The 20,015-nt window shown below is 60.5% G+C and carries 9 protein-coding genes, 12 pseudogenes and 1 riboswitch; of the genes and pseudogenes, 7 read left to right on the top strand and 14 right to left on the bottom strand.

The window, feature by feature from the left end:
- Window positions 1–278 precede the first annotated feature (278 nt).
- Window positions 279–731 (top strand): annotated as a pseudogene (locus tag AC0NIH_RS31440) (ATP-binding protein); the annotation flags it as partial.
- Between the two features lie 501 nt (window positions 732–1,232).
- On the opposite strand, the pseudogene AC0NIH_RS31435 reads toward AC0NIH_RS31440, so the two are convergent.
- Window positions 1,233–1,416: pseudogene (locus AC0NIH_RS31435) on the bottom strand (IS110 family transposase); the annotation flags it as partial.
- Between the two features lie 18 nt (window positions 1,417–1,434).
- Here AC0NIH_RS31435 and AC0NIH_RS31430 point away from each other — a divergent pair.
- From AC0NIH_RS31430 to AC0NIH_RS31420, 3 genes and pseudogenes are all read left to right on the top strand, one after another.
- The gene (locus AC0NIH_RS31430) at window positions 1,435–1,584 is read left to right on the top strand and encodes a hypothetical protein (RefSeq protein WP_473469460.1); all 150 of its coding nucleotides are present in this window, start codon (window positions 1,435–1,437) and stop codon (window positions 1,582–1,584) included.
- Window positions 1,585–1,810, top strand: a pseudogene (locus AC0NIH_RS31425) (IS110 family RNA-guided transposase); the annotation flags it as partial.
- Between the two features lie 343 nt (window positions 1,811–2,153).
- A pseudogene (locus tag AC0NIH_RS31420) lies at window positions 2,154–2,484 on the top strand (type 2 periplasmic-binding domain-containing protein); the annotation flags it as partial.
- Between the two features lie 14 nt (window positions 2,485–2,498).
- Here the strand turns inward: AC0NIH_RS31420 and AC0NIH_RS31415 are convergent.
- Window positions 2,499–3,311, bottom strand: a complete 813-nt coding sequence (locus tag AC0NIH_RS31415; RefSeq protein ID WP_473469451.1) for a TIM barrel protein — start codon at window positions 3,309–3,311, stop codon at window positions 2,499–2,501.
- Window positions 3,312–3,420: 109 nt separating this feature from the next.
- On the opposite strand from AC0NIH_RS31415, the gene AC0NIH_RS31410 reads away from it, so the two are divergent.
- A complete protein-coding gene (locus AC0NIH_RS31410) occupies window positions 3,421–4,347 on the top strand; it encodes a LysR family transcriptional regulator (protein ID WP_473469452.1) in 927 nt (308 codons plus the stop codon).
- A 695-nt stretch (window positions 4,348–5,042) separates the two neighbouring features.
- Here the strand turns inward: AC0NIH_RS31410 and AC0NIH_RS31405 are convergent.
- The 4 genes and pseudogenes from AC0NIH_RS31405 to AC0NIH_RS31390 form a co-directional block, all read right to left on the bottom strand.
- Window positions 5,043–5,927, bottom strand: a pseudogene (locus AC0NIH_RS31405) (ATP-binding cassette domain-containing protein); the annotation flags it as partial.
- Window positions 5,928–6,500: 573 nt separating this feature from the next.
- Window positions 6,501–7,469, bottom strand: coding sequence for an IS66 family transposase (locus tag AC0NIH_RS31400; RefSeq protein WP_473469454.1), 969 nt, complete (start codon window positions 7,467–7,469; stop codon window positions 6,501–6,503).
- Between the two features lie 82 nt (window positions 7,470–7,551).
- A pseudogene (gene tnpB, locus AC0NIH_RS31395) lies at window positions 7,552–7,853 on the bottom strand (IS66 family insertion sequence element accessory protein TnpB).
- Between the two features lie 50 nt (window positions 7,854–7,903).
- On the bottom strand, window positions 7,904–8,410 hold the full coding sequence (locus AC0NIH_RS31390) for a transposase (RefSeq protein ID WP_473469904.1): 507 nt from the start codon (window positions 8,408–8,410) through the stop codon (window positions 7,904–7,906).
- 340 nt (window positions 8,411–8,750) lie between these two features.
- Between AC0NIH_RS31390 and AC0NIH_RS31385 the strand changes: the two genes are divergently transcribed.
- Window positions 8,751–9,938: an IS481 family transposase gene (locus tag AC0NIH_RS31385; RefSeq protein WP_474025119.1), complete on the top strand. Its 1,188-nt coding sequence runs from the start codon at window positions 8,751–8,753 to the stop codon at window positions 9,936–9,938.
- Window positions 9,939–10,044: 106 nt separating this feature from the next.
- Here the strand turns inward: AC0NIH_RS31385 and metE are convergent.
- The 4 genes and pseudogenes from metE to AC0NIH_RS31365 all read right to left on the bottom strand — a co-directional run bounded on the left by metE (window position 10,045) and on the right by AC0NIH_RS31365 (window position 16,757).
- Window positions 10,045–12,415, bottom strand: a pseudogene (gene metE, locus AC0NIH_RS31380) (5-methyltetrahydropteroyltriglutamate--homocysteine S-methyltransferase).
- 90 nt (window positions 12,416–12,505) lie between these two features.
- Window positions 12,506–12,704, bottom strand: a riboswitch (cobalamin riboswitch).
- Between the two features lie 385 nt (window positions 12,705–13,089).
- Window positions 13,090–14,081: pseudogene (locus tag AC0NIH_RS31375) on the bottom strand (adenosine kinase).
- Between the two features lie 108 nt (window positions 14,082–14,189).
- Window positions 14,190–15,365, bottom strand: a complete 1,176-nt coding sequence (gene metK / locus AC0NIH_RS31370) for a methionine adenosyltransferase (protein ID WP_473469308.1) — start codon at window positions 15,363–15,365, stop codon at window positions 14,190–14,192.
- A 54-nt stretch (window positions 15,366–15,419) separates the two neighbouring features.
- Window positions 15,420–16,757, bottom strand: coding sequence for a serine hydroxymethyltransferase (locus AC0NIH_RS31365; RefSeq protein WP_473469310.1), 1,338 nt, complete (start codon window positions 16,755–16,757; stop codon window positions 15,420–15,422).
- Between the two features lie 100 nt (window positions 16,758–16,857).
- Here AC0NIH_RS31365 and AC0NIH_RS31360 point away from each other — a divergent pair, with 100 nt between their 5' ends.
- Window positions 16,858–17,040, top strand: a complete 183-nt coding sequence (locus tag AC0NIH_RS31360; protein WP_473469313.1) for a hypothetical protein — start codon at window positions 16,858–16,860, stop codon at window positions 17,038–17,040.
- Window positions 17,041–17,868: 828 nt separating this feature from the next.
- On the opposite strand, the pseudogene AC0NIH_RS31355 reads toward AC0NIH_RS31360, so the two are convergent.
- From AC0NIH_RS31355 to AC0NIH_RS31340, 4 pseudogenes are all read right to left on the bottom strand, one after another.
- Window positions 17,869–18,026 (bottom strand): annotated as a pseudogene (locus AC0NIH_RS31355) (XRE family transcriptional regulator); the annotation flags it as partial.
- 52 nt (window positions 18,027–18,078) lie between these two features.
- Window positions 18,079–18,849: pseudogene (locus AC0NIH_RS31350) on the bottom strand (ISAzo13 family transposase); the annotation flags it as partial.
- Window positions 18,850–19,072: 223 nt separating this feature from the next.
- A pseudogene (locus AC0NIH_RS31345) lies at window positions 19,073–19,250 on the bottom strand (ISAzo13-like element transposase-related protein); the annotation flags it as partial.
- Window positions 19,251–19,478: 228 nt separating this feature from the next.
- A pseudogene (locus AC0NIH_RS31340) lies at window positions 19,479–19,772 on the bottom strand (tyrosine-type recombinase/integrase); the annotation flags it as partial.
- Window positions 19,773–20,015: the final 243 nt, after the last annotated feature.

The following is a 20,015-nucleotide window of genomic DNA, read 5'->3' as shown; positions in this document are numbered from 1 at the left end:
ACGTAGACATGCATCCACCTCGCGGCGCAGGTCGCGCAGGCATGAAAGGGGAAAACGGGGCGCCTCGCGAACCGCCATCGTCAGGGCAATCTCTTCCGTCATCCAGATCGGAATCAGCGCCAGGCTGCCATCCAGTTGTCGCCCGACATAGGCCGGCTCACCGCAATAACGCTGACGGCCTGTGACGAAAATCTCCCCGCCCGAACGCGGATGAAAGGCGTAACGGACAATCTTCTTTGCTTCGCCATCCTGATAACGGGCATTATGAGCCCAGTCCGACCGGAACTGGCAAGTCGTGGCTGGCCTGCGCCTTCGGCCGGCAAGCGGCACGGCTCGATCATTCCGTGCTCTATGTGCGCGTGCCGCGCCTGTTCGAGGATTTGGCGCTCGCCCGTCTCGATGGCCGCTTCCCACGCCTCATCGACAAGCTCACCCGCGCGCAACTGCTCATCCTCGACGACTTCGGGACCCACTCCCTCACCGACCAGCAGCGCTTCCATCTGTTCGAAATCGTCGAGGAACGCTATCGGCGCAAATCCACCCTGATCACCGCCCAGGCCCCCGTGGCCAAATGGCATGACCTGATTGCCGACCCCACCGTCGCCGACGCCATTCTCGACAGGATCGTCCACAACGCCCACCGCATCGTGCTCCAGGGCGACAGCATGCGAAAGCAAAAAGCCGCGCCCCTCTTGACCGGCGCCGAAAACGGCGAAATCAATCATCCATGAACGCAACAAGGCACCCGAGAACCGACACCGCCAAACTGTCCGCGACTCAATGAAACAGCTGTCCGCGACTTAGCGGAATCACTGTCCGCCTTTTGCGAAATGCGCAATCGCCGGTGCAGGCCTTCAAAAGGGCGACCAAAATATCGCCGGTCACCGCCTTCTGGCTTTTGCGGCCACGTGGCCGGGCGCTGGCGCACACAGCAAGCTTGATCGCGCTCTGCAGCTCCGGCGCATTGAATTTCCCCCTAAGACCGCGCGATTTGGTCAGCGTCGACCAGTTCGACAGCCGCCGCCGCACGGTGTTGGGGCGATGAAAACAGATTGTCGTCAATCGGACTCGGACAAAATGCTGTGACCAGCTTTGGCACCGGCTGACGCCAGAGTCCTCGGTTGAGAGTTGCGCGTCTGAGGGCGGATTGGGCAACGGGCGATCGCCGGGGCCGGTCGAGTTGCGCAGCCGTGTGTTGCTGTCAGTGTGGCGGCATAGGGCCGCAGGTGTGAGCCCGCCTCGTAGCAGAGGTGGATCCGATCGAACTTGGCGGCGATCCGTTGGATAACGCGGCGCATGCTTGTGTCCGACGCATCGACCTCACCGAAGTAGCGAACCTCTCCTTCCCGGCCGGCTTCCGCCATCGCCACGGGCATTCCTCTGCTTCGCAACATCGATTCCGACTGTGATGCGGATCGGCTCGGCCCGCCCGAGATGGGTATTCGGCTTGAGCCTTATCTTCGGGCGATGATGCATGGTGATAGGTTGAAGGTGCTGCGCTTCGAGTTGATGGTCAAGCGTGGTCTGCATGCCCGCAGCCACAAGCATCAGAAGGAGAAGCGCAGCATGAAACATTATGTCTGATTGGACGTCGCGGTAGAAGAGACCCCGGTTTTGCATCGTCGGCGAAACCGGCAAGATCTACCTGGGATGAAAGTGGAGACCCATTCCGAGGATCTTGTGCGGGTGCTCTGGGATGCTGCCTGGTGCTTTGATCGGGCTTGAGGCCGGGCCATTGTCGCAATGGCTGTTCAGCGGCCTAGCCGAGGCCGGCCTGCCGGCGGTGTGCATCGAAACCCGCCACACCAAGCCTTCCTGGAGGCGTAAGCAAACCCGGTTCGCGCTTCGTTCGTTCTTAACGCACGATTCTGCACAGCTCTTGTTCTGACCCCAACTTCAAATGACGTAACTCGGTGCAGTCGCCCCCGATGCGCCCGAAGATCGCAATTTCATCTTTTGGTTGCGTGTTTCGCAAACTCTGGACAGTGATTCCGCCAAATTGCGGATGGCTGTTTCGCTAAGTCCACGCACAGCTTGCGGCGCCTGTCCTCGGGAGAGCTGATGGAAGCGCCACGGGCGACGACCCAATAGAAGTGGTTCACCCGTTCGACCAGCGAAGTGAAGTTCGTTAATCGCACTACTCAAGGTCCGAGCTGAAGCTATCCATCGAGGAGCGGTTTTTCTTGAGCATGGGGCTCAAGAGAGGTATCGAAGTTATCGTGCCCTTCAGCATGATCCGCCGATGGTCTCAGGCACTGATCCTATAGCGACCACGCCCTTCCGGCTGGTTGAGCATTCAAGACAACCTTCCCGCTGCGGATCCTCGTACTTCCGCTGCCGCTTCCCGCATTTACCGGGGCCGTCCAATGGCCCGCCCTTCACAACAGTGATCCGGCAAGCATCTGGATGCGAGAAGTATTGTTACAGGAGACGTCTCGAATGACTTCTCCGCGGGACTCCAAAAGCCGTCTCAGCCGCCCCTAATTTACTCCCGTGTCTCACGCCGCCATTCGCGTCAGTAGCCCTTGCCGGACTAGATCGATGCTCGCGGCAAGTGCGCCTGCCAGATCGTCCAGCGGGTGGGCTGCGTCGACAAACGGTGCGAAAGAGAAGGGACCCCCATAACCGCCATCAAGCAGCGCCCGGATCTGGCTGCCATTGTCGGAACCGACTAGGACGCGATCTGGGTAAATCCAGTGGATAGGATCGTTGACTCTTGAAATGTGCACGAGACCGGTCAGGTCGCAGGAGAAGAACGGCTCCCCGGCGAGCGTGTGGTGGAACGTGTCGTGCACGAGGCGGAAGACGGACTGGCCATCAATAGCGGCAATGGCCCTAGCCGCTTCGTTCTTCGATCGAAGCGAGCAGGTCCGGAAGCCCAGCGGCTCGATGAGACCGATCAGACCGCGCGACTGGAGGATCGGCTTGAGCGCCTTCAAGGCGACGCGGAGCTCGCCCCGGCGCTCCCCATTGGCGGGCCAGGAGCCGTCGTTGACCGGCATCAGCATGAGCGTCTTGGCTCCGCAGGCCGCCGCATAATCGGCGAGCTTGCTCGCCTCGGTCTTGCGGGCGGGTGTCCACTCGTTGAAGCGCTGCAAGGCATTGATGGAAATAATCCCAACGCCTGCTTCGGCGGCGGCAGACCGGACGTCCGCCGCCGGCGTGCCGCGTGCAACAGCATTGCTGTGCTGTTGGCTGTGGATCCGGACATCGGTCAGGCCCTGGTCACGGGCAAAGGCGAAAAGTGCCCTGACGTTAAGTCCTGGTGTCGCCATATGATCGAGTGCAAAGCGGGGCGACGCTTGGCGCATGGGTTGGCGTTCCTTCAATGTTCATGGAAATTTTTTTGACGCTATTACGGCACTTGACTTAAGACAAACGATTAGATCAGATGTTTTTCATCTGAAAAGGAGATGGCTGATGAACAGCGCCGACCTCAGGTTTTTCCAGGCGGTTGTGAGAGCAAACAGCATCGGAGGGGCTGCCGGTGTACTCAACACGGTGCAATCCAACGTCACCGCGAGAATAAAATCGCTTGAGGAGGAAATCGGTGCTCCGCTTTTTCATCGCTCCAGGCGAGGGGTTACACTGACAGCCACCGGCATTCAGCTCGTGCCCTATGCCGAGCGCGTCGGAGAGCTTCTGGATGAAGCCAAGCGCGTCGTCACAGACCGCGGTACGCCGTGCGGTTTACTCAGGATCGGCTCGATGGAGACCACTGCAGCGCTTCGCCTTCCGCCGATCCTGATCCGCTATGCGGCAGAATATCCTGAGGTCGACGTACTGGTGGAGGCTGCCCCGACGGAAAAGCTCGTCAGCGAGGTCGTTGCACGCAAACTGGATGGCGCGTTCGTCTCCGGCCCCATCGCTCATCCCGAACTGAAAAGCCTATCGATCGTCGAAGAGGAGCTCGTTGTGATCTCCTCGCCGCGGTTTCGCGAGCTTTCGGATCTGAAGGCCTTGGCCGCATCACCGGCTCTGAAGGTCCTCGCCTTTCGATCGGGATGTTCCTACCGCCGGCGCATGGACATGTTCCTGGCGGCGTGTGGGGTAACGCATGTCCGCTGGATGGAACTTGGAACAATGGACGGGATCATCGGCTGCGTCGCCGCCGGGGTGGGGATGGCCATGCTACCTCGGGGGGTCGTTCAGGATGCGGCAGCCGACGGACAGCTCATTATACACCTGCTACCTGACGACATGCGGTCGGCGCCGACTGTTTTTGTGACGCGGAGCGACGAGTATCTCTCTGCGGCACTTCAGGCTTTCATGACGGTGGCGTCTGAGGCGCATTCACGGCCTCAGCCGGCAAGACCTGAGCCGGTGCGACAACTGCAGCGGGCTTAGGAAAGGTGGAGCAAAAACAAGGGGTCAGTCAGACGCAATCGTCGGCGGATCTTGTTGGCAGCTCGTAGGGTTCGTTTGCCCAGAGATCGCCTACGATGCTGGAAAGGCGCTGCATGCTGCTGCAAAACTAATGAATGAGCACGGATTGGAGCACAACGGCTGGCCAGGGTGCTCCGCTTGCGCGTGGCCAACCGCTTCGAGATCAGTAAGTGTGACTGAAGTCGACGGTGACCCGCAGCAGCCGAGTGCCCCATCTTTGGGATGCCTGGCGAGAACCCGAGTACGATATCGGTCTTTGCACTTGATCTCTGTGGATGGCCCTAGCCAAGGCTGACGTATGTGCCGCTCAGTTTGTCATCGTTCCATCGAGTGTCGTGATGGAGTCGGGCGATGCGCAGACGGAAGCTTCTCAAAGATCAGGATCGGAATAGACTTTCCAGTGTGCCGACGACAGCGAATAGAGTCGGATGAGGCTGTCCTCATCGGCGCAGGGCGCAGCAAGATCGGGCGTCAGCTGACTGGGGTTGCGCAGCCCGATCGGGGGCGATCCAGTAGATCTCCCTCGGCTTTAGCTTTGAGGGCTGCGTGGCCCTCTTCGAGCTAAAAGCCGGCTTCCGTCGTCGGTTGAGCCTTTCGGTCGATTGGAAACTCGTCCAACGCTGCGAGGACATCCGCAATACGATGCCTATCGCTGTCTAACTCGTCGACGGATCGGACCGCGGCACGCGAGCGTAAGCGCCTTCAGTAGCCACCAAATCAGCATGCCTTCCCTCCGCAACAACCCGCCCCTTGTCCAAGACCACTATTTTGTCGGCGCAACGGATGGTGCTCAGTCGATGAGAGATGATGACGATGGTCTTGCCGTCCCGACGCAGATCCTCCACCAGTCGCAGGACAAACGCCTCGGCGACCGAGTCGAGAGAGGAGGTTGCTTCGTCGAGGATCAGGATCTCCGGATCCCGGTACAGAGCCCGAGCCAACGAAAGGCGCTGCTTCTCGCCCCCGGAGAGGCGTACGCCGTTTTCGCCTAGATAGGCCTGGAAGCCATCGGGCCAGCGCTCGATCACCTCCCGCAGCCCTATTTGATCGCAGATATGGAGGATCTTTTCGATGTCCGGCTCGAACTCGCCAAGGGCGATGTTGTCGATCACCGAGCCCGAGAACACGTCGATCGATTGCGGCACCGCAGCGACAACCTTGCGCAGGGATACGGTCGACAGGTCCTGGAGGGCATAACGGCCGATCCGGATGTGTCCACCCTCAAGCGGGTAGACATTCTGCAGCAGCGCCGCAAGGGTGCTCTTGCCCGAGCCGCTTTCCCCCACCACCGCTGTCATTTCCCCCCGGCGGAAGGTGACGCTAAGATCCTCGAAAAGCTCGAGCTGGCTACCATAGCGGAACGTGACCTTCTCCAGGTGGATGTCGCCAATGTCGGATTTGGCGGCATCGATGCCGCCACCGCTTTCCGGCTCCAGGTCGAAGATCTCGAACAGGCGATCCGCCGCGATAAAAGCATCCTGAACGATCCGGTTGGTCTGGATCAGACTGGCAATCGGCCGGGTAACATAGCCCAGCAAGGTGCCTGGAGATGACCAAGGCCAACTCCAGGAATCCGCGAATATCCTGGATCTCATTTAATGGCGATTAAAATACATCACTGCGGATGCTATAGCTAACCCTACCGAGAATTCCGCAAACTATTGCCGTCAGCAAGAACCACCCTCCGGAGGTTGAACATGCTTCTACGCGCGTTAACTCGGTCACACCGTAGGCTTGCATATCGGTCTTCATTTTTTCTCCTTTCCTAGAGCTTGAAATCACGGGAGCAGTAATGCGGCAGCGTGTGCCGCCGCACAAGGAGATCAGCAAAGGTCGTGCCAACTGTCCAGGAAGCCCCAAACAGCGCTTATGCATGTTCTTTAGAGGCTTCGTTGCGAGCGCGGCCGCACTCCGGGGCGAACAACACAGTGTCGCTAACTCGACAAAACCGACAGTAGGGGCCAATACAACGTGCGTCGGGAGAGGATGCGCCCGGCGGTGTAGCAGGCTGTTTGAAAACATAAACCGCTGAGCAGAGTACGCATACGACGGGGGCCGCGGAATGTGTTCGTGCGCGTGAGGACGTGCGGCTCTATGATTGTCGCGCGTGAGGTTCAGGCAGCTTGCTGATCAGCGGGCTTTTCGGCTTCTCGCAGGTGCTTCCATTCCCAGGGCAGCAGTTCGTGCAGACGCGAGGCGGGCAGATTGGCGATTCGAGCAAGGACGTCGGCGAGCCAGGCCTTCGGATCAACGTCGTTGAGGCGACAGGTCATGATTATCGTCAGCATGACGGCGGTACGGTCGGCGCCACGCTGGCTACCTGCAAAGGTCCATGCACGGCGGCCAAGGGCAACACCTCTCAATCCGCGCTCGGCGGCATTGTTGGACAGGCAGATCCTGCCATCGTCGAAGCGGGCGAAGTCGGCCCAGCGGGAGAGCATGTAGTTCATCGGCTTCAGGACATCGGAAGACCGAGAGAGGGGTTCGCGCTCGTGCAGCAACCACGCGTGCATGTCGTCGAAGAGGGGCTTGCTTTTTTCCTGGCGCACGGCGCGCCGCTCGTCGGCGGTCTTGCCGTTGATCTCGCGTTCGATCTCAAACAGTGCGTCGAGCCGCCTGGCCAACCGCGATCCCCCGCAGCAACCGCAGGCGGTGGGAGGGTCGATGACGACGCGCTCGCGCTCGATGTCATCGGGCCAAGGCTTGCGCACTGGCCGCTTGCGCTCAAAGGAGCGTACGTTCTGCGTCTTCGCCGCCGCGGCGGCCGCTTCAAGCTCGTCCTCGGTCGCCGAGGTCACGAGGTCCTCGAGCTCCAGTTCCAGTTGCTCGAGCAGTCGCCGGGTACGCTCGGAGCGCCGCCCGTACAGTTCGCGCCTCAGTTTCTTGAGAAGCAGATCAAGCTCAGCAATCCGCGCCTCGGTATCCGACAGCTTCGCCTGCGCGCTCGCGGCCTCTGCTTGCGCGGAGGTCGCTTCGGCCTGCCAGGTGATGGCTTCGGCCTGCGCCCTGGTGACTTCGACCTGCGCGTTGACGGCGACATCGCGCTCAGCCTGCAGCGCCTCATGCGCCGCCAGCAGCGCCATGTAGGCACTAGCAAGGTCCGCAGGGAGATCAACAGGCTTCGATGTCACGAAGCTATTGAATCAGATCTCCATGTAAATTCAATCAAGAAATGCCTCCGACACGAGATGAACGCCATGTTTCTTGAGGATTGCGCCAGTGTATGCCAACCAAGAGGTAGCTTAGCTGCGCCGAAGATATTTTTACCGCTCCGCCTTCAATTGTCGGCCATATGTAGCGGCCGCGCTCCAACCTTTTTGTGACAGGCAGGATCCTTGGCCGTCATGCCAAATACATTTCAAAAGTGAACCGCAGCGGCCCCGAAAGACGAAGAGATTGCCTTCAAGTGGGTTCATTTTGAGCACTTCCTGCACCCGCAGCGCAAGCGATGGGAACCCGCACCGCATGTCTGTATAGCCCGTCGCCAGCCACACGCGCACGCCTTCCATGGGAACCATCACAGCTTTTCCAGCCCCTGCACGATCCGCATCAGAACGCCTACGTCGACGGTCCGGTCAACGATCACGCGCCGGCCATTGGCCCCGACAATCTCCATCCGGCCACCAGCAGGCATCGGCTGGCCAGCGGCGGCCCGGACTTCACAGCGTGGTCGCACAGTTGCGCGGGCTTCCAGCTCTCCATCCTGCTTACCGGGACTGATCACGCCCAGGTCGATGAAGGCGTTCGGCGCAGTCGCGATCGGCAGCCGGTTGGATCGGTCAATCAATCTCCCTTCACGCGCTCGCCTCATTAGGGCGAACAAGTGGTTCTCATTCATGTCGTGACACCGCGCCACAATCGCCACCGGATCACCGGTCGCCTGCACCTCACGCACAATCGCCAGCTTCTGCTCGATCGTCCACCTGCGGCGACCCCACTTGCGGTTCCCGCTCGCCGCCAGCGGCGGAGCTGCGGTCTTATCAACTTCTGCCGTCGATGGCGTCTCAATGGCCAGGTATTTCATGCTTAAGCGTCCACTAAGTTTAAGCGGACACTATTGATCCTAAATACCCATTAATAGGCGGCCGCCAGCGTACGGATACTGAGCAGAGGCTCGGTTTTGACTTGTGTCTTTGCTGATCACCCAACGGGATGCCGTTCTTTGTATCACGCACAACGATGTACGTAAGCGCGCCAATGCCTGCCATAAGGAGTATACTTGCAATGGTGTGATTATCATTGGAGCACAAGTCCCCCGACGTTAGGCACGGAAGGTGCGTCGGTCTCTGCCCTTCCCGAGAGATGGGTGACAGTTCATTCCGGATAGATGGGTTACACTTTCGGCCCTTTGCAAGGAGAGCAAGGTGCCTTGGAAGGAGTGTAACGTCATGGAAGAGCGGCTGAAGTTCGTCGCCCGGTTGCTGGACGGCGAGAAGATGGCGGTGCTTTGCCGGGAGTTCGATATCTCGCGCAAGACCGGCTACAAGATCCTCACGCGCTACAATGACAGCGGCCTTGAAGGGCTGACGGATCGATCGCGCCGGCCCTATCGCCACGCCAATCAGCTTCCGTTTCAAATCGAGAAGCTGATTGTGCGCCTGAAGCAAGATAAGCCGACATGGGGGGCGCCGAAGATACGCGAGCGGCTGGCCCGGCTGTATCCCGATGTGCACCGGCCCGCGATCTCGACAGTGCATGCGGTGCTCGACCGGCACGGCATGGTCGAGCACCGCAAGCGAAGGCGCAACAGGGCGACGGGGACACCGCTTTCAAACGGCTATCGACCCAACGATCTTTGGTGTGCCGACTACAAGGGCGAGTTCATGCTCGCCGACCGACGTTATTGCTATCCCCTGACCATCACCGACTTCGCCAGCCGCTATCTCATCGCCTGCGAGGCGCTGTCGACCACCAAGGAAGCCTTTGCCTTCACCGTGTTCGAAAGCGTTTTCAAAGAGTTCGGCCTGCCCAGCGCGATCAGGACCGACAATGGCGTTCCCTTCGCCAGCCCCAACGCGCTGTTCAACCTCAGCAAGCTGTCGGTCTGGTGGCTGCGCCTGGGCATCGACATCGAGCGCATCAAGCCGGGCTGCCCGCAGCAGAACGGGCGCCATGAACGCATGCACCTCACCCTGAAGAGGGAAGCCACCAAACCGGCAGGCGCCAATTTCCTTCAGCAGCAGGCCAGGTTCGATGACTTCATCGACGAGTTCAACTCAGAACGCCCGCATCAGGCACTCGGCATGGACCGTCCGGCAGAGCGCTACACGCCCTCAACGCGCCCCTACACCGGCCTGCCGGACCTCGACTATCCGTTTCACGACAAGGCTGTCACCGTCACCACCTGCGGCCGCATCTGCTACAATCGCAAGAAGATCAATCTCAGTCTCGTCTTCGCCGGCCAGACCGTCGGCATCAAACAGGTCGAGGACCATATCTGGCTGGCTACCTTCATGGACTATGATTTGGGATATTTCGACGATGAGACATGCAGGCTCGAACCACTCCAAAACCCTTTCGGGCCAAAAGTGTTACCCATGTCTCCGGTATAAACCGTAACCTATGTGTCCGGAACGGACCCTCCTTAAGTTGGCGCTGAGATCCGGGTTCGTACGTCGGCCGCGACCGGGACATCCATTGTGCAACCGAAGCTACCGGTCACAGAAGCCCAGCGGCCTGCACCTGCACTTTCTCCCGCAGCGCGCATGCTGCAGCGACCATGTTGATGAGGGCAGGGCGGACCTCTTCCCATTTCCTTGTTTTGAGGCCGCAGTCCGGATTCACCCACAGTTGGCGGTCCGACAGTCGCTCGCGAGCAAGTTGGGCGAGATGCAAAATCTCGCCGATCTCCGGGACACGTGGTGAGTGAATATCGTAGACGCCGGGACCGATTTCGTTCGGATATTTGGACTTGGTGAAGGCGTCCAGCAGTTCCATTTTGGAGCGCGACGTCTCGATTGAAATCACGTCCGCATCCAGTTCAGCGATCGAGTCGATGATCTCATTGAACTCCGAATAGCACATGTGGGTATGAATTTGGGTCGCGTCCTCTACACCCGTCGAAGCGAGCCGGAAGCATTCGACAGCCCAGCCGAGATAATGTTTCCAATCGGACTTCCGAAGGGGCAAACCTTCGCGAAACGCGGCCTCATCGGTCTGGATCACCCTGGCGCCAGCTCTTTCGAGGTCGGCCACTTCATCACGGATCGCGAGTGCGATCTGCCGGCAGACCTCGGCGCGGGGTAAGTCGTCGCGCACAAAAGACCAGTTAAGAATCGTCACTGGACCAGTGAGCATGCCCTTCACCGGCTTTTTCGTCAGCGACTGGGCAAATTGCCACCAGAAGACCGTCGTCGGATTGGGCCGCGATACGTCGCCGAAGATGATGGGAGGGCGCACGAGCCGCGACCCATAACTTTGCACCCAGCCATGCTGGGTGAAGGCGAGGCCGGACAACTGCTCGCCGAAATGCTGCACCATGTCGTTGCGTTCGAACTCGCCATGTACCAGCACGTCCAGCCCGATCTCTTCCTGCCAACGGACCGCCGCCTCGGTCTCCTTCCTCAGAAAGGCCTGGTAGTCGATATAGCTCAGTCGGCCATTAGCATGAGCGGAGCGTGCCCTGCGCACCTCGGGCGTCTGCGGGAAGGACCCGATGGTGGTCGTCGGGAACGGCGGCAAGCCGAGTGCGTCAGCCTGGACTCTCGAGCGCTTGGCAAATGCGCTCTTTCGTTGCTTCATGGCGCCGTCAATGCTGCTAACGCCCCCGTGGACGAGCGGATCATGGACCTTTGTCGACATTGCGCGCGCGGCGGCCCGCCTCGGCAGAAGCTTTCAGGGCGCCTGCTACGGCCTCCCTGCCTTCGGACAAAGCTTGGGCCAGCACGAGCAGCTCTTCAGTCTTCTGGGCGGCGAATGCCAGCCACGAACGGACGTCTACATCGAGCGCGGTCTCCATTCGCAGGTCCATCGGCACATGAAGCATTGAGCAGGAAGGCGCAATTTCGACGCGGTCCAGCGGCCAGCCGGCAATGACCGGCTTGATCCGGTCGAGAATGGCAGTCAGGTTCGCACGCCAGACATTGCGGCCGTCGATCAAGCCAAGTGAGAGCACCAGATCCTTTGGTGCGAGCCGACCAACCGTCTCCAACTGCTCGGGAGCGCGCACGAGGTCGAGATGTAGGCCCGCCAGGCGCAGTGAAAGCGCGGTCTCGAGATTGTCTCCCAGCGGCCCGAAATAGGTAGCCAGCATAATTTTTAACTTGGGCGCGGCTTTAGACAGCTGCCCGTAGGTGAATTTGAAGGCAGCTCGTTCGTTCGGGTTGAGATCGAGCACAAGCGCCGGCTCATCAATCTGCACCCAGTCGGCCCCCGAGAGCTCCAGCCTCTGCAGGAGTTGCTCGTAGACCGGCAGCAGGCGCGGTAGCAGCGCTATGGGATTAAAGCCCTGGTCGGGAGACTTCGCCAGCTTCAGGAAGGTCACCGGTCCAAGGATGACCGGGCGTGTATGGATGCCGAGCTCTTTTGCCTCCAGAAAGTGATCGACTGGTTTGGTCGACGAGAGGGCGAATGTCTGATCGTCCGCCAGTTCCGGCACGATGTAGTGGTAGTTCGTGTCGAACCATTTGGTCATTTCCATTGCGGTCACGCGCTGCCCCTGAACTGCATGCCCGTGACTGGCGTGTCCGCAACCCGCGCTATCGCCTTGCGTGCCGCGCGCCATCGCGAAGTAGTTGTCAAGCGGGACCTCGCCGCCCGTCCAGCCGTAACGAGCTGGCACGGCGCCGACCATTGCTGCCGTGTCGAGCACATGGTCATACAGTGAGAAATCGTTCGACGGGATTTTTGACACGCCGCGGTCGTGCTGCTCGTTCCAGCTGGCTGCACGGAGCGCCTTTGCCGTCGCCAGAAGGCTGGTAGCAGAAGATTTTCCGGACCAGTAGCTTTCGAGCGCGAATTTCAGTTCTCGCCGGCGACCGATACGCGGCACGCCAAGCGTTGCTGTGGGAACTTGCTGGGAGACATTCATTCCATACCCCGATGGTTGGGGCGGGGACAAGGAAGGCGCTGACAGTCCGGCCTCAACGCCGAGCTGCCGCGGCCACCAGACACCCCGCCCGTGGACGTTGTTACCGTGGCAGGTCTCCTGGCTCGCGGGTCACAGCCTCTGCCCGTCTTCCCGGGGCAGTTCGCCCCAGTGACATTGGTGGGTTGGCTCGCCGCTTACAGTTGCGGGGGCAGCGCCGGCATTGCACCGGCTTCCCTCTTAGTTCCGCAGGGGCAACGCCTTGCGAAGAACCACGACACGCCGACAATCGCAGCCGCTCGCATTGTTGTCAATGACGCATAAAGAAATGTTTATGTGCTTATGTGAATTGTTCGCCTGCGGCGTGTTTCCAAGTTCCATGTCGCCGTCCAGCTGAGCCTCTGCGCGAACTCTCGCGTGTGCAGACTTTGGCTCCCGAATCTGCGTTTTGTACGATCCCGTCTCAAAACGACTTCGTCAAAAAATGGCGCGTGTGGGCCATTCATGATCGGACGGCAGTACTGGCCCGAAGTGCGACAGTGTTCCTGAGCCTCAACAATCAGAAATTTAGAGAAAACCGGCCTCCTTCTCGGACTGGTACGCGTTCGATTTACACGCGCTCGTCTGGACAGCCTGCACAGGGGGAGGGGTGGGCAATATGTGGCCGAAATATTGCCCTACAACAGCCCCGCCTGTTCAGCCTCGCGGCGCAAATTCTGCCGGGGCCTGGGGCCGATCTGCTGGATCACCAATCCGGCCGCCAGTGAGCCAAGGTCGCCGCAGGTCTTGAGGTCGCGGCCTTGCGTGTAGCCATGCAGGAAGCCGGCGGCGTAGAGGTCGCCGGCGCCGGTCGTGTCGACCAGCTCCTTGATGGCGGGGCCTTGATGACCACGGTCTCGTCGCCGCGCACGATGACGGAGCCTTTCTCGGACCGCGTCACGGCGGCGATCCGGCAATCCTTGCGGATCTGCGCCAGCGCCTCGTCGAACGACGATGTCTGGTAGAGCGACTTGATCTCGTGGCTGTTGGCAAAGACGATATCGACCGTGCCCGAGCGCATCAACTCGAGGAATTCGTCGGGGTAGCGGTCGACGCAGAACGAATCCGAAAGTGTCATCGACACTTCGCGGTTTGCCGCGTGCGCCAGCCTGGCCGTCTGCCGGATCGCTTCCTTGGCGCGCGGCGGATCCCACAGATAGCCCTCGAAATAGGTGACCTTGGCGCCAGACGCCTTGTCGGCCTCGACGTCCTCCGGCCCGAGCTCGACGCAGGCGCCGAGATAGGTGTTCATCGAGCGCTCGCCGTCGGGGGTGACGAAGATCATCGAGCGGGCCGTCGGCGGCTCGCCCTTGAGCGGTTTGGTGTCGAAGGCGACGCCCTGCGCATGGATGTCATGCGCGTAGATTTCGCCCAGCGCATCGTTGGAAACCTTGCCGAAGAAGGCGGCACGGCCGCCGAAGGAGGCGACGCCGGCCGCCGTGTTGCCGGCGCTGCCGCCGGAGGCTTCGATCGCCGGACCCATGCGGCTGTAGAGCAGTTCGGCGCGGTGGGTATCGATGAGGTTCATCGCGCCCTTGATGATGCCGTTGGTTTCGAGGAATTCCTCCTCGCACTGGGCGATGATGTCGACAATGGCATTGCCGATGCAAAGCACGTCATAATCCGGCATCAATATCTCCGCCAAAAACCAGAGCCGGCTTCTCGCCACGCCGGGGCCGGCCTGTTTTTGGCGAGTGTGGAGGGGTCGCCATATGCCGACGCATCCAATACCCGTGCATCACGCAGCTGCCGGTCCTGCCTCTCGCAACAGCTCGTCAGCTCTATCCGTCTTTTCCCAGGTGAACTCCGGCTCTTCGCGGCCGAAGTGTCCGTATGTCGCGGTCTTGCGGTAAATCGGCCGTAAGAGATCAAGCGTCTTGATGATGCCTTTCGGCCGGAGATCGAAAAGCTCAAGGACGGCGCGCTCGATCCTTTTTTCATCAATCTTTGCGGTTCCGAATGTATTGACGAGGACTGAGACCGGCGCGGCCACACCGATCGCATAAGCAAGCTGAACCTCGCACACCTCCGCAAGTCCGCTGGCAACGACGTTTTTTGCGACGTACCGCGCCGCATAGGCGGCCGATCGATCGACCTTGGACGGGTCCTTGCCCGAAAAGGCGCCGCCGCCATGACGCCCCATGCCGCCGTAGGAATCGACGATGATCTTGCGGCCGGTAAGCCCGCAATCGCCGCGCGGCCCACCCACCACGAACCGGCCTGTTGGATTCACCAGGAATCTTATCCCCGTCGTATCCAGGTCCTGAGGCAAGACCGGCCTTATGATCTCCTCAATCACGGCTTCGCGCACCGTGGCTTGTGAGACCTCCTCGTCATGCTGCGTCGACAGGACTATGGTATCAAGCGCTACCGGGCGCAAACCCTCGTAGCGGACGGACACTTGAGATTTAACGTCCGGGCGAAGCCAGCCAAGGCGTCCGGTTTGGCGCACCTTTGCCTGTTTTTTTGTCAAATCGTGAGCGAGTTGGATTGGCAACGGCATCAATGTTTCGGTCTCGTTGCACGCGTACCCGAACATGAGGCCCTGATCCCCCGCTCCCTGCTCAAGATCCTGCCCTCGTCCCTCGTCGACCCCCTGGCTGATGTCAGGCGACTGCTCGGTCAAGGCCAAGATCACGGCGCAACGCCGGCCGTCAAAGCCGATCGCATCGTCGTCATATCCAATGTCCAAAATGACATCGCGGGCAACTTGGCTGTAGTCGATCTGCGCGTGGCTGGTGATCTCGCCAGCCAGAACGACCATCCCCGACTTCACCAACGCTTCACAAGCAACACGAGCCTTCGGATCCTTGCGAAGGATCGCATCAAGCACGCCATCTGAGATATTGTCGGCCATCTTGTCGGGATGTCCCGCACCGACGGATTCGGAAGAGAACACGAATTGTCTGGTCATAGAATGTCCTCGCTTCAAACGTTGGAATCGGATGTGACAGTTGATCCGGCCGCCTTACCTGTCGGAGATGCCAGGCATGTCGAACGCAGCACAGAAGTCGGCAACGTCTCTGCACACGCCGGCATGGACGTCCGAATCATCGGGCTGGCGGCAAACCAGGTCGATGAACGCTGCAATCTGCACCATCTCCGCCTCGCGCATCCCCACCGACGTCACTGCTGGCGTGCCTAACCGTATGCCGCTGGTGAGCGCGGGATGGCGCCGGTCGCCCGGCACCATGTTGAAATTCGTAATGATCCCTGCTTCCGACAAGCGCTCGGCATAGTCTTTCCCAGACAGCGGTCGGTCCCGAGGATCAAGGATCAGCATGTGATTGTCAGTGCCCCCCGTTACGAGTTCATAACCTCGCTCCAGAAGCGCCTGGGCCAGAGCCTTGGCGTTGTTGACGATCTGCTGACCGTACACACGGAAGGATGCATTCCCTGCTTCGTGCAGAGCGACAGCCAGCGCGGCAATCGTATTCATGTGCGGTCCGCCCTGGAGGAGAGGGAACACGGCACGGTCTATGCGTCTGGCCAGATTGTGTTTGCTCTTGGGATGATAGAGCGCCTGATAGCGGTCTTCATTCCTTGACAAGATGAAGCCACCACGAGGGCCGCGGATCGATTTGTGGGAGGTGCTGGTGACCACATCGCAATGGCCAACGGGATTCGGATGCACGCCTGCGACAACGAGCCCGCTGATGTGGGCGATGTCGGCCACCAGATAGGAGTTCACCTCCGAAGCGATTTCGGCCATTGCCTTATAGTCAAAAATGCGCGGATAAGCAGTTCCTCCGACCCAAATGAGCTTCGGTCGTTCGCGTTTGGCCGTCTCGCGCAAGCGGTCATGGTCAATCTGCTGAGTCTTTTCGTGTAGCTCGTACGGAACTCGCTCATAGTCCGTGCCGGAGAAGTTCACGCCCCAACCGTGCGTCAGATGCCCGCCGGCGGGGAGGTCCAAGCCCATCATCTTGTCTCCCGGACACAACAGCGCTCGACAGACAGCCTGATTGGCCGGCGAGCCGGAATAAGGCTGCACGTTGGCGTGTTCACAGCCGAATAGCGCCTTCAATCGCTCGATGGCGAGGTTCTCAAGCTCATCGACAATCTCGTTTCCGGCGTAGTAGCGCGCGCCGGGATATCCCTCAGCATACTTGTTGGTGAAAATAGACCCGGTCGCTTCCAGCACCGCGGAGGACACGAAGTTCTCGGAGGCGATAAGTTTGAGGGTCGTCCGCTCCTGGCGCTCCTGTCTTAAAAGCAGCTCGTGAACGCGGGAATCTGCGACAGCCAGATGAGGCCATTCGCAAGTATCAAGCTCCGCGATGGCCCCGCCAGTCGAATTGTTCATATCAGCTTCGCGCTCCATTGGGACTAAGTTTCGGGACAAGCAGGCGGCCACCTTTGACCGCGCCCTGTATCGCTTCCAGGCGCTGTAGGTCTTGTCTGTGATGGCCATCGCCGTGGGGCAGGAGATCAACCAACAATTGAACCAAGCCGCCGTCCGAGCATCCTGCTTCGAGGTGATACGAAGGCCAGGGGCGCTGTTCGTTGCCGAGAAGAAAGCCAGCTCTGGCGAGCTGGCGGACGTGTGCGATTACGTGCTCACGCGCCAGACTCAGAACTTCTGCTAGCTCGCAGACGGTTAGGTCCGCATGCGCACAAAGTCCCAGGATTCGAAGTCGATCAAGATGAGCCGCGGCCTTTAGGCGCTTGACCAGTGTCATCATTTGCCGGCACTCGTTGTATTGACTTCGTCCATTTGGCGTCCTCCCACTCTTTCAGAGGCAATCTTGCCGTCCGACGAGGTCGATACGCTCCACCGCATCGCGGATCGTTTCCGATACATCGCCTCGAACAAGGCAAATGCTCCTGCCGGCTCTGCTTTCGACGGGGCCACAGCGCCACGGTCTCGACCGGCAGCTCAAAGTACATATTCAGGGAGGTTTAGAGTGCTAAAAGTCCGCGATTTTCTTTGAAGGATCTGTTGCGAGCCGTGCGTACCGGCGTTGGACAGCCCGATCAGGAGGACGTCATCGAGGTTTTTGCGCGCGGCGGCAAGGAGGCTCCCTGCTGAGCCCGCTTGTGTTGTATCTCGCCAGCATGGGGACTACGTCAAGAGCCGATTCTGCCACCCCGCATTCATGGCATGTTGCTGCGTTCATTTCGAGAGCGGGGTCCGGTGATACAATCCCCTAATAACTGATGTAAAACTCCGAGGCTTCGTGTCTTAGCCTGAGCCCGCCCGGCCGTCATATTGGCCCACCATCAGCCGAAATCCGGGTCTGTTTGGGTCGAGGCGACACCATTTTGGCCCAAGGCGCGGGCTTCCCGGCGTGTCTATGCGACAGTACCGGCGGGGCCAAATACGTTTCGGCAGTCACACGCTCATCTTACTTTAGTCACTTGTTCATCCAAGCGTGAACTCTGTCGAGTGAACCGATATCGACCTCGAAGCCCCAGCCATCGCGGGACGATCCGGTTGGCCGCTTGAGGTGGACATGCTTGGGCAGGTCGGCACTGGCGAGCGCCTGACCGTCGCTGTCGTTGCTGATGTCGGCGGCCTGTCTCAGGCGTCCAGGCCGAGTGCCTGCAGGACGCGGGCATAAATGCCGCGCGATCGCGCAGCTGATGATCCATGCCTGTACTAAGGATACCGCGCACAATAACTGCTACGACGTTCGCGGCTTGATTGTGTAGTTCCATTCAGGATGGAACGTGTCGCCGGTTATGTCGAGGGCTGCCATCTCGGCGTCGCTGACCTTGATGCCCTTCGGGTAGGTGGGTGTGTCGAGTGCGCAGTCGACCTTGAGGCCGGATTTGGTCGTCGTCGCGCCGATCAGCTCGATCACCGCGAGACGATCCGTCAGCGGCCGACCGCGCCAGTTCTGGGTGATGTGGCAGAACAGGCGATGCTCTATCCTGTTCCACTTGGAGGTGCCCGGCGGATAGTGGACGTGGAGGGTGAGGCCGGTCTCGTCAGCGAGCCTCTGCAGTTCGATCTTCCACAACCGCACGCGTGCACCGTTCGAGCCGCCGCAGTCTGCGGTGATCGTCAGCTCGCTTGCTTTTGGATAGCGCTCGCGTCCCATGCGCTCGCGCCAGCAGCGGATTGCCTGCACCGCGAATGCGGCCGTGTCGCTGATGACGCCGACGCTGACGCTGACGAAGCCGGCGTTGGCCGTCACGTCGTAGACGCCATATGGCACGACCTTGCCATGCGCCTTGTCCTCGAAGTCGTGCACGTTCACACGGCGAGGATTGCCCTCGGGGCGATACTCGGAGCCAGCGTTCCTGAAGTTGCCGACCAACTCCTTTTGCTTGGTGTCAACGAAGATGACCGGCTGTCCCGCAGCCTGCGCGGCGATCACCTTGGCGTTGATGTGCTCGAACTGCGCGTTGCGGTCCGGATGCCGCGAGCCTTCGTCGGCCTTGCGATCGCTGGGAGACGGTCGGGTGCAAGCTCGATGAGCGCGGCCGTCGTCCAGATGTCCTCGCCGCGGTTGATCGTCGAGCGGGCCAGCCCGGTGATCCTGTAGACGACCGCTAGCCCACCCCAGCCGGCAGTACGCACCTCGGCCGCTGCGAACATGCGCTGAGCCGCTACCTCGGGGGCAGGTTCGCCGTGCCGGCGGCGGACGCAGGGCGGTGAGCGATTGCGCTGACGAAACCGAGCTTCACCAGCTCCTTGGCGACCGTGTCGGCGCTGATCGGATGGCCAGTCCAGCGCGGCGGCGAGTTTGTCCATGCTCTTCGACACCCACAGCAGCGGTCGCTCCGGATCGCCTAGCGTGACCGGCTCGACCAAGCGTTTCAGCTCGTCAACCAGCCCAGGGTCGCTCTCTAGCGTCCGAGTCGATCATCCGACCGACCTACGCCTGTTCGGCGCCTTCAGGAATCCCTTCGACCTGAGTCACACCGAAGGACAGCGCGATTCACTTAATGTCGGACCGTCCTAAGCGTCGGCCGCCGACAGTCTAGACGCAGCTCGCTGTGCTCGACGAGGCGTTGTCATCACCTCATAGAACCTGACCGCCTCACCAGCGATCAACTGGGGAGGGGAGGGCGCTTTTCAGAGCCCGGCCGCCTTGGTGAGATTGATACGCGGTCGCGGGGGCGCTGGTACTTGCGCGTCATCTCGGCGCTGGTATGGCCCAGTTGCTTTTGCACATTGCGCCCCATCGACTTCGGCCGAGGAGGCGAGCCCGGCGCATAAGGAGTGGCTAACGAAAAGTTTTGCGGGTTCGCCTTTGGCAAGATCGCCGCGCACGCCGGCGGCAAGCGCGGTCCGCTTGACGAAGCGGGCGACCTTCTGATCATTAAGCTGGTCGGCGCCGACCGCCTCGCACTGGCCGGTGACGCGCCGGCACGGGATTGGCGACTGCCGGTAGTCGGGTCGCCAGCGACGAACGCCCGGAGCCATGGCGGAGGGACTGGGCTCGGCCGCCGGTTCGCCCGGCATCCCGCCGATCTCCGAGACGACGGCGATGATGTTAGCGAGATCGTCGCGTCAAGCGCGGCGGTTTCGGCCGACGGCTGCGCGGCCAAATGTCATCCCGGTGCCCATGCTGTGGGGCGGTCGGGAAGCTTGCTCGGCGTGAATTTTGGG

This window comes from Mesorhizobium sp. WSM1386 (genome assembly GCF_055901595.1).
Note: the sequence above shows the minus strand (reverse complement) of the source record. Positions and strands in the feature narration are given on the sequence as shown.